Origin of the sequence: Pseudomonas sp. NDM (assembly GCF_003105095.1) — a bacterium.
Taxonomy (GTDB): domain Bacteria; phylum Pseudomonadota; class Gammaproteobacteria; order Pseudomonadales; family Pseudomonadaceae; genus Aquipseudomonas; species Aquipseudomonas moraviensis_A.
On record NZ_QETJ01000208.1, the window covers coordinates 1 to 7,342 of the forward strand.

The window sequence follows — 7,342 nt, forward strand, 5'->3', positions numbered from 1 at the left end:
CGATAGCGGTTATCCATTCAGCACATATTCAACTGACAGACCGCTATCGCGAGCAGGCTCACTCCTACAGGAGGGCGTTGGTCAGTCAGGCAATTTGGGCTTTTGAGGCGACTTCATCAAACGTCGCTTCATCCAGCGCATCTTCCTGCTCATCCAGCACCTGACGCGGGTGGTCATTGCCGGGAATGCTGCTGTCGATCAGGCTCAGCAGGCTGGAGCCACGCGGTGTCAGACTGAAGTTATTGCCGGTACTGCCCTCATGCTCCGCACGCGGCTCGATGAAGCCACGTTCCAGCAGGAGCTTCTCGTAATCGCAGGCCACGGTTTTAAGGTGATCGAGATTCTCGATCGGCTCGCCGGCGCTGGCTTTCTCGGCCGCATGGTCCTCGGCATAAGCGCGGGGAGCGAAGCTGTGGCCCGCGCTGTTCTGCACTTCGTGCAGCAAACGTTCAATCAAATCCCAGTTATAAGTCGTCATCCTGATTCAACCTCCGGTGCGGGTGATTTGTGCCGCGTTCAAGGTTGTGACCCAAGCGCCGCGCAGCCGTTCAGCCGCATATTTTCACGCCGACCGACCGGCGGTGTGTCGATTCCCCTGCCCGTTGAACGACTAGTCTCAAAACAGCCGGCTCATCCCGCAGGAGACATCGTCATGAACGTTGCAAATCACCCGGTGGTATCACGCGAAGAATGGCTCGCCGCCCGTCAACAGCATCTGGCTCACGAAAAAGCCTTTACCCGCGAACGCGACCGCCTCAGCGCCGAGCGCCGCGCCCTGCCCTGGGTAAAAATCGACAAGGACTATCATTTCCAGGGGCCGAACGGCGAGCTCAAGCTCAACGACCTGTTTGGCAACCACAGTCAGTTGATCATCTATCACTTCATGTTCGCCAAAGGCTGGAAGGAAGGCTGCCAGGGCTGCTCGTTCCTCAGCGATCACATCGACGGCGCCGACCAGCACCTGGCCCACCACGATGTCGCGGTAGTCGCCGTTTCCCACGCGCCGTTCAGCGAATTTCAGGCATTCAAACAGCGCATGGGCTGGAAATTCGACTGGGTCTCGTCAGAAGGTTGCGACTTCAACTACGACTTCGGCATCTGCGCCCGGGCTGAAGATGTCGCTGAGGGCAAGGCTACCTACAATTACGAAAAAACCGACAGCGCCGAGGAAGAAATGCCGGGGCTGAGCGTGTTCTATCGCAATGAACAAGGCGAGATCTTCCACACCTATTCCACATACGCACGCGGTCTGGACATGCTGGTTGGCGCTTACCACTATCTTGATCTGGCGCCCAAAGGCCGGAACGAGGACGAGATAATGGAATGGGTGCGGCATCATGATCGGTATGAAGGTGCGCCGAAGTCGAGTTGCTGTCATGCCGATTGAGCGCAACGCTGACCCCACAGTTTCTGAACTTTTGTCACGCTTCAGCCCTCAACCGGTTAACCCGCCTTAACCGGAACTGAGGCCTGCCCATGAAAATCCTGATCAAGCTCTCCCTCGCCGCCACTCTCGCCTGCGCCCTGCCCGTCTGGGCCTGTACGCCAGAAGAGGCGACGATCAAACGCGAACAACTGGCCAAGGAAGTCTCGAAGCTCACCGAGCAGAATCCGGAAAAAGCCAAGGAGATCAACGCCGAGTTGCAGAAAATGGATCTGGAGACGGCCAGCGCTGATGTGCCCGACAAGTGCCAGTTGATCGACCAGCGTTTGAAGGAACTGGGTTCGGCGGAGAAAAAGGCCGAAAGTTGAGGACGAAAAAAAACCGGACAATGTCCAGTTTTTTTTATGCGCGTTCTAAAGCTTACTCAGCCGCAGGTTCTGCTGGCTTGCGACGCTTGAGCGGGGCCATGCCGTCGCTGCTCACCAGAGAATCCGGCTTTGGACGGTTGACGCTCTTGCGCTTGGTTGGCGTCTTGGCGGCGGTCTTTTTCTTGTCGCCCTTGGCGTCGGTCTTTTTCTTCTTCACGCCGACGGCTTTACCCGAGGCCTTGACCTTTTTAGGGCCGCCGTAGGTGCCTTTGACTTCCTTGATGGTGCGGCGCTCGAAGCTCTGCTTGAGATAGCGCTCGATACTCGACATCAGGTTCCAGTCGCCGTGGCAGATCAGCGAGATCGCCAGACCATCGTTGCCGGCACGGCCGGTACGACCGATGCGGTGCACGTACTCGTCGCCGCTGCGTGGCATGTCGAAATTGATCACCAGATCCAGACCGTCGACGTCCAGACCACGGGCCGCAACGTCAGTGGCAACGAGGATCTTCACACCGCCCTGCTTCAGACGATCGATCGCCAGTTTGCGGTCCTTCTGGTCTTTCTCGCCGTGCAGCACGAACGCCTTGTATTCCTGGGCCACCAGGCGGCCGTAGATGCGATCGGCCATGGCGCGGGTGTTGGTGAAGACGATGGCCTTCTGGTAGGTCTCGTTGGCCAGCAACCAGTTCACAATCTGCTCTTTGTGCTGATTGTGGTCGGCGGTGATGATTTGCTGACGAGTCGTCGAGTTCAGCTGACTGACCGCATTGAGCTGCAAGTGCTCCGGGTTGTTCAGGACCTTGGCGATCATTTCGCGCAGACCGGAACCGCCGGTGGTGGCGGAGAACAGCATGGTCTGCTGACGGTTCGGGCATTCATCGACCAGACGCTGCACGTCTTCGGCGAAACCCATGTCGAGCATGCGGTCGGCTTCGTCGAGCACCAGCACTTCGACTTCTTTGAGGTCGAGGTTGCCAGCATTGAGCTGCTCGATCATCCGGCCCGGGGTGCCGATGAGGATGTCCGGCACTTTGCGCAGCATTGCGGCCTGTACCTTGAAGTCTTCACCGCCAGTGATCAGGCCGGACTTGATGAAAGTGAACTGCGCGAAGCGTTCAACTTCCTTCAGGGTCTGCTGGGCCAATTCACGGGTCGGTAGCAGGATCAGCGTCTTGATGCTGACGCGAATCTTCGCCGGGCCGATCAGGCGATTGAGGATTGGCAGAACGAAAGCGGCGGTTTTGCCGCTACCGGTTTGCGCCGTCACCCGCAGATCACGCCCCTGGAGCGCCAGCGGAATGGCCGCGGCTTGCACAGGCGTTGGCTCGACAAATTTCAGCTCGGCCACGGCTTTGAGCAGGCGTTCGTGCAGGGCGAATTGGGAAAACACGGGTGCTACCTCGAAGATATGCAAAAAAACAGCTGCATAGGTTACCGGTTTCGAGCGCTCAGGCCGAGTTTCTTTGTGCAAACGCCGACAATCAGTGGTTTTTTTGTTGCCCGATTTGTCACTCGCTGCAATACACAGCGTCTTAAATGCTCTAATCGGCCCTCGCGTCTTACAGAAGAAACGTTTCGCTCATGGATATCAAACAGCTCTGGCTCAAAGCCCAGGACCTCTGGGGCACACTCGAAGAGCACCCGCTGCTGCAATCGGGACTGGCACTGCTGGTGCTGCTGGTCATCGCGCTGGTACTCGGACGCGTGGCGCGTTATCTGATCCTGCACGCCAGCCGCATGCTCGGCCGCCAACCGGCGCTGCACTGGATCAACGACTTGCGCCATAACAAGGTGTTTCAACGACTGGCGCAAATGACGCCGTCGCTGGTGATCCAGTTCGGCCTGCACCTGGTGCCGGAACTGAGCAAGACCGCGATGAATTTTCTCGGCAACGTCGCGCTGGCCTTCACCATCCTCTTCCTGCTGCTCTCGGTCAGCGCCCTGCTCAATGCCTTGCTCGACATCTACGCGCGCACCGAGCATGCGCGCACGCGCTCGATCAAAGGCTACGTGCAACTGGCGAAGATGGTCTTGTACGTGTTCGGCGCGATCATCATCGTCGCCACCCTGATCGACCGTTCGCCGCTGTTGCTGCTGTCCGGTCTGGGTGCGATGTCGGCGGTGATCCTGTTGGTCTACAAGGACACCCTGCTGTCATTCGTCGCCAGTGTGCAGCTGACCAGCAACGACATGCTGCGGGTTGGCGACTGGATCGAGATGCCGCAAGTCGGCGCCGATGGCGACGTGGTCGACATCACGTTGCACACGGTCAAAGTGCAGAACTTCGACAAAACCATCGTCTCGATCCCGACCTGGCGCTTGATGTCCGAGTCGTTCAAGAACTGGCGCGGCATGCAGCAGTCCGGCGGCAGGCGGATCAAGCGCAGCCTGTTCATCGACGCCAGCGGCGTGCGCTTCATCCGCGACGACGAGGAAGAAAAACTTTCGCAAGTGCACCTGCTGACCGACTACATGGGCCGCAAGAAAGCCGAGCTCAAGGCCTGGAACGAAGCGCAGGGCAATGTCGCCGCAATGTCGGCCAACCGCCGCCGGATGACCAATATCGGCACCTTTCGCGCCTACGCTTTGGCGTATCTGAAGAGTCACCCGGAGATTCAGCCGAACATGACTTGCATGGTCAGGCAGATGCAGACCACCGCCCAGGGCATTCCACTGGAAATCTACTGCTTCACCCGCACCACGGTGTGGGCCGATTACGAGCGGATTCAGGGGGATATTTTCGATTATCTGCTGGCGGTGCTGCCGGAGTTTGGCTTGAGTCTGTATCAACAGCCAAGTGGCGGGGATTTGCGCGCGGGGTTGCTGCCGGCGGTGTTGGGCACGGCGAATATTCCGGAGCCGGAAAAACACCTGATGTAACCCACGAATCCAACTGTAGGAGTGAGCCTGCTCGCGATAGCGCCAGTCCAGACAACTCGATGTCGACTGAACAATTGCTATCGCGAGCAGGCTCACTCCTACATGGGCTATGCGGTGGCCTGGGATTTGCGAATACCCAACCGGCTGATCCACACCGCCATCAGAATCACACTGCCGCCGAGGAACAATCTCCCCAGTTCCTCATGCTGATTCCAGATCAGCAAATTCAACAACAACCCTACCGGTACATGCAGATTGTTCATCACCGCCAGCGTCCCGCCGTTGACCATGCACGCGCCCTTGTTCCACCAGTACAAGCCCAGCGCCGTCGACACCAGCCCGAGAAACAGCAACACCGCCCATTGCAGCGGTGCTTCCGGGAGAAAGTTCGATTTGCCGAACAACAGAAACGCCGGCAGCACCACCGCCAATGCGCCGAGGTAGAAATAACCGAAGCGCCGGTAATGCGGCAGATCACTCGGGTGCCTGGCCACCAGATGCTTGTACAGGACCTGCCCGGCGGCGTAGGTGAAGTTGGCCAGTTGTAGCAGCAGGAAGCCCATGAAGAAGTCCGGACTGATGCTGTCGAAACGAATCACCGCCGCACCGCCGACTGCCACCAGCGCGGCAATCAGCGCCCACGGGTTGAAGCGACGGTTCAGCGCGTCTTCGATCAGCGTCACATGCAGCGGCGTGAGAATGGTGAACAGCAACACCTCCGGCACCGTCAGCACACGGAAACTCAGGTACAGGCAGACGTAAGTCACGCCAAACTGCAACGCGCCGATCAGCAACATGCCCCGCATGAACGCCGGCTCCACCGAACGCCAGCGCGTCAACGGAATAAACACCAGCCCGGCCAATACCACACGGACCAGCACCGCAAAGTAACTGTCGACATGCCCGGCCAGGTACTCGCCGATCAAACTGAAGGAAAACGCCTGGATCAGCGTGACAAAAAGTAGATAGCCCATGCTCGCCTCGAAAATCGAATGGCGGCGACGATAGCGGTTTTTCGGATAGGCTCCAACAGCAAACGGCGCCGGAATCAAAAGCCCCTCACCCTAACCCTCTCCCGGAGGGAGAGGGGACTGACCGAGGGGTTTGGTCGAGTTACGCCGACGTGGCATATCGAGCCGAATGCGGGTCCTGCAAAGATCAAAAACCCCCTCACCCTGGCCCTCTCCCAGAGGGAGAGGGGACTGACCGAGGAGTCTGGTCGAGGTACGCCGACTTGGTATATCGAATTGGACTCAGGCCTGCAAAGATCAAAAGCCCCTCACCCTAGCCCTCTCCCGGAGGGACAGGGGACTGACCGAGGTGGTTGGGCTAGCTACGCCGACATGAAATACCGCATCGAATCCAAAAAAGCCAAAAACCGGCCCTCCACCACTCAACACAATGAGCGCAAGCTCGAGTACCGCTCTTGATCTTGATCCACCCGCCCCGTCGGCAGGCTGAGTGGAGGGATTGATCCGGGCGGGGGAGCGCAGCGACCGTACGACGCAGTCGTACACAGCGAGTGTAGGTGCAGCGAAGCAAACCGGAGCCGCTGCGCCAGGATCGATCCCGGAGCGAAGGAACCCCGAGCCCCAGCGAGCGGGCCGAACGTTGGGGCACAGACCTTTGGTTACTTTGGGGCGTTTGCCAAAGTGACCCGCTGTAAGAGCGGAACCGCCAGCCGCAGCACCGCAAAAAACGGATATACCCCCAAAACCCCAAGAACCTGGTCGGCCCAAAGGCCGCCAAGAAAACCCAGACAAAAAAAAGCCCGATCTCGCTAAAGCGTTCAATCGGGCTACAGCACTCAGGAGCAAAAGTGCAAAGGGAGGTTCGATGCGCGTGGAACCTTGAAGGGGTTGCGCCAGGTCACTAGACCATCCAGCGATTATCTGGCGATTAACCGATCAAGCGACCTGAGACAATTTGGCGTTGGCCTGATTCAGCCCCTTCTCCTGAAAGTCACCGCCAAGGTTCATGCCTTCGGCATGGATAAAGGTCACGTCGTTGATGCCGATGAAACCCATCACCTGACGCAGATACGGTTCCTGATGATCCGCCGGACCACCGGCATACACACCACCGCGAGCGGTCAACACAAAGGCACGCTTGCCATTGAGCAAGCCTTGCGGCCCGGTCTCGGTGTACTTGAAGGTCGCTCCGGCACGCAGCACATGGTCAAGCCAGGCCTTGAGCGTGCTCGGGATTGCAAAGTTGTACATCGGTGCAGCCATCACCAGCACGTCGGCGGCGAGCAGCTCATCAGTCAATTCGTTGGAACGATCCAGCGACGCTTGCTCGCTGTCGTTGCGCTGTTCGGCGGGTTTCATCCAGCCACCCAGCAAGTTGGCGTCCAGATGCGGCACCGGGTTCAAGGCGAGGTCACGCACAGTGATCTGATCGGCAGGGTGCGCGGCTTTCCACTGAGCGATGAAGGTCTGGGTCAGTTGACGGGAAACCGAGTCTTGCTGGCGGGCACTGCTTTCGATGATCAGAACGCGGGACATGGTGTGTAGTCTCCATCCGAGAATGTTGTAAGTCGATGGAGTGAAGGTTAAACAGAGTCGAATCGATGAAAAAGCGCAAATATCCGCTGTAACCCATCGATAAATTCGTTTATAAGCTAAACCCACATACCCCTGTGGGAGCGAGCCTGCTCGCGATAGCGGTGTATCAGATACACCCATGTCGACTGACACAGCGCTAT

Annotated in this window: 7 protein-coding genes; 3 read left to right on the forward strand and 4 right to left on the reverse strand. The window is 58.3% G+C overall.

From position 1 onward, the window contains the following. Positions 1 to 85: 85 nt before the first annotated feature. Entirely contained in the window at positions 86 to 478 is a 393-nt protein-coding gene (locus DCO47_RS24535) for a transcriptional regulator (RefSeq protein ID WP_065617438.1), read from the reverse strand. 174 nt (positions 479 to 652) lie between these two features. Between DCO47_RS24535 and DCO47_RS24540 the strand changes: the two genes are divergently transcribed. Together DCO47_RS24540 and DCO47_RS24545 are read left to right on the forward strand one after the other, a co-directional pair. Continuing rightward, on the forward strand, positions 653 to 1,387 hold the full coding sequence (locus tag DCO47_RS24540; protein WP_116659110.1) for a thioredoxin family protein: 735 nt from the start codon (positions 653 to 655) through the stop codon (positions 1,385 to 1,387). Positions 1,388 to 1,476: 89 nt separating this feature from the next. Further along, the gene (locus tag DCO47_RS24545; RefSeq protein ID WP_116659111.1) at positions 1,477 to 1,752 is read left to right on the forward strand and encodes a hypothetical protein; all 276 of its coding nucleotides are present in this window, start codon (positions 1,477 to 1,479) and stop codon (positions 1,750 to 1,752) included. Between the two features lie 52 nt (positions 1,753 to 1,804). Here DCO47_RS24545 and DCO47_RS24550 read toward each other — a convergent pair whose 3' ends face one another. Then, positions 1,805 to 3,145, reverse strand: a complete 1,341-nt coding sequence (locus DCO47_RS24550) for a DEAD/DEAH box helicase (protein ID WP_039761006.1) — start codon at positions 3,143 to 3,145, stop codon at positions 1,805 to 1,807. Positions 3,146 to 3,336: 191 nt separating this feature from the next. Here DCO47_RS24550 and DCO47_RS24555 point away from each other — a divergent pair, with 191 nt between their 5' ends. Beyond that, positions 3,337 to 4,635 carry a mechanosensitive ion channel family protein gene (locus tag DCO47_RS24555; RefSeq protein WP_042607459.1) on the forward strand — a complete coding sequence of 433 codons (1,299 nt, stop codon included), beginning with the start codon at positions 3,337 to 3,339 and terminating at the stop codon, positions 4,633 to 4,635. 107 nt (positions 4,636 to 4,742) lie between these two features. On the opposite strand, the gene DCO47_RS24560 is transcribed toward DCO47_RS24555, so the two are convergent. Together DCO47_RS24560 and DCO47_RS24570 are read right to left on the reverse strand one after the other, a co-directional pair. Next, positions 4,743 to 5,609 (reverse strand): carboxylate/amino acid/amine transporter, encoded by an 867-nt coding sequence (locus tag DCO47_RS24560; RefSeq protein WP_065617493.1) that lies wholly within the window; start codon positions 5,607 to 5,609, stop codon positions 4,743 to 4,745. Between the two features lie 933 nt (positions 5,610 to 6,542). After that, positions 6,543 to 7,142 carry an FMN-dependent NADH-azoreductase gene (locus DCO47_RS24570; protein WP_116659113.1) on the reverse strand — a complete coding sequence of 200 codons (600 nt, stop codon included), beginning with the start codon at positions 7,140 to 7,142 and terminating at the stop codon, positions 6,543 to 6,545. Between the last annotated feature and the right edge of the window lie 200 nt (positions 7,143 to 7,342).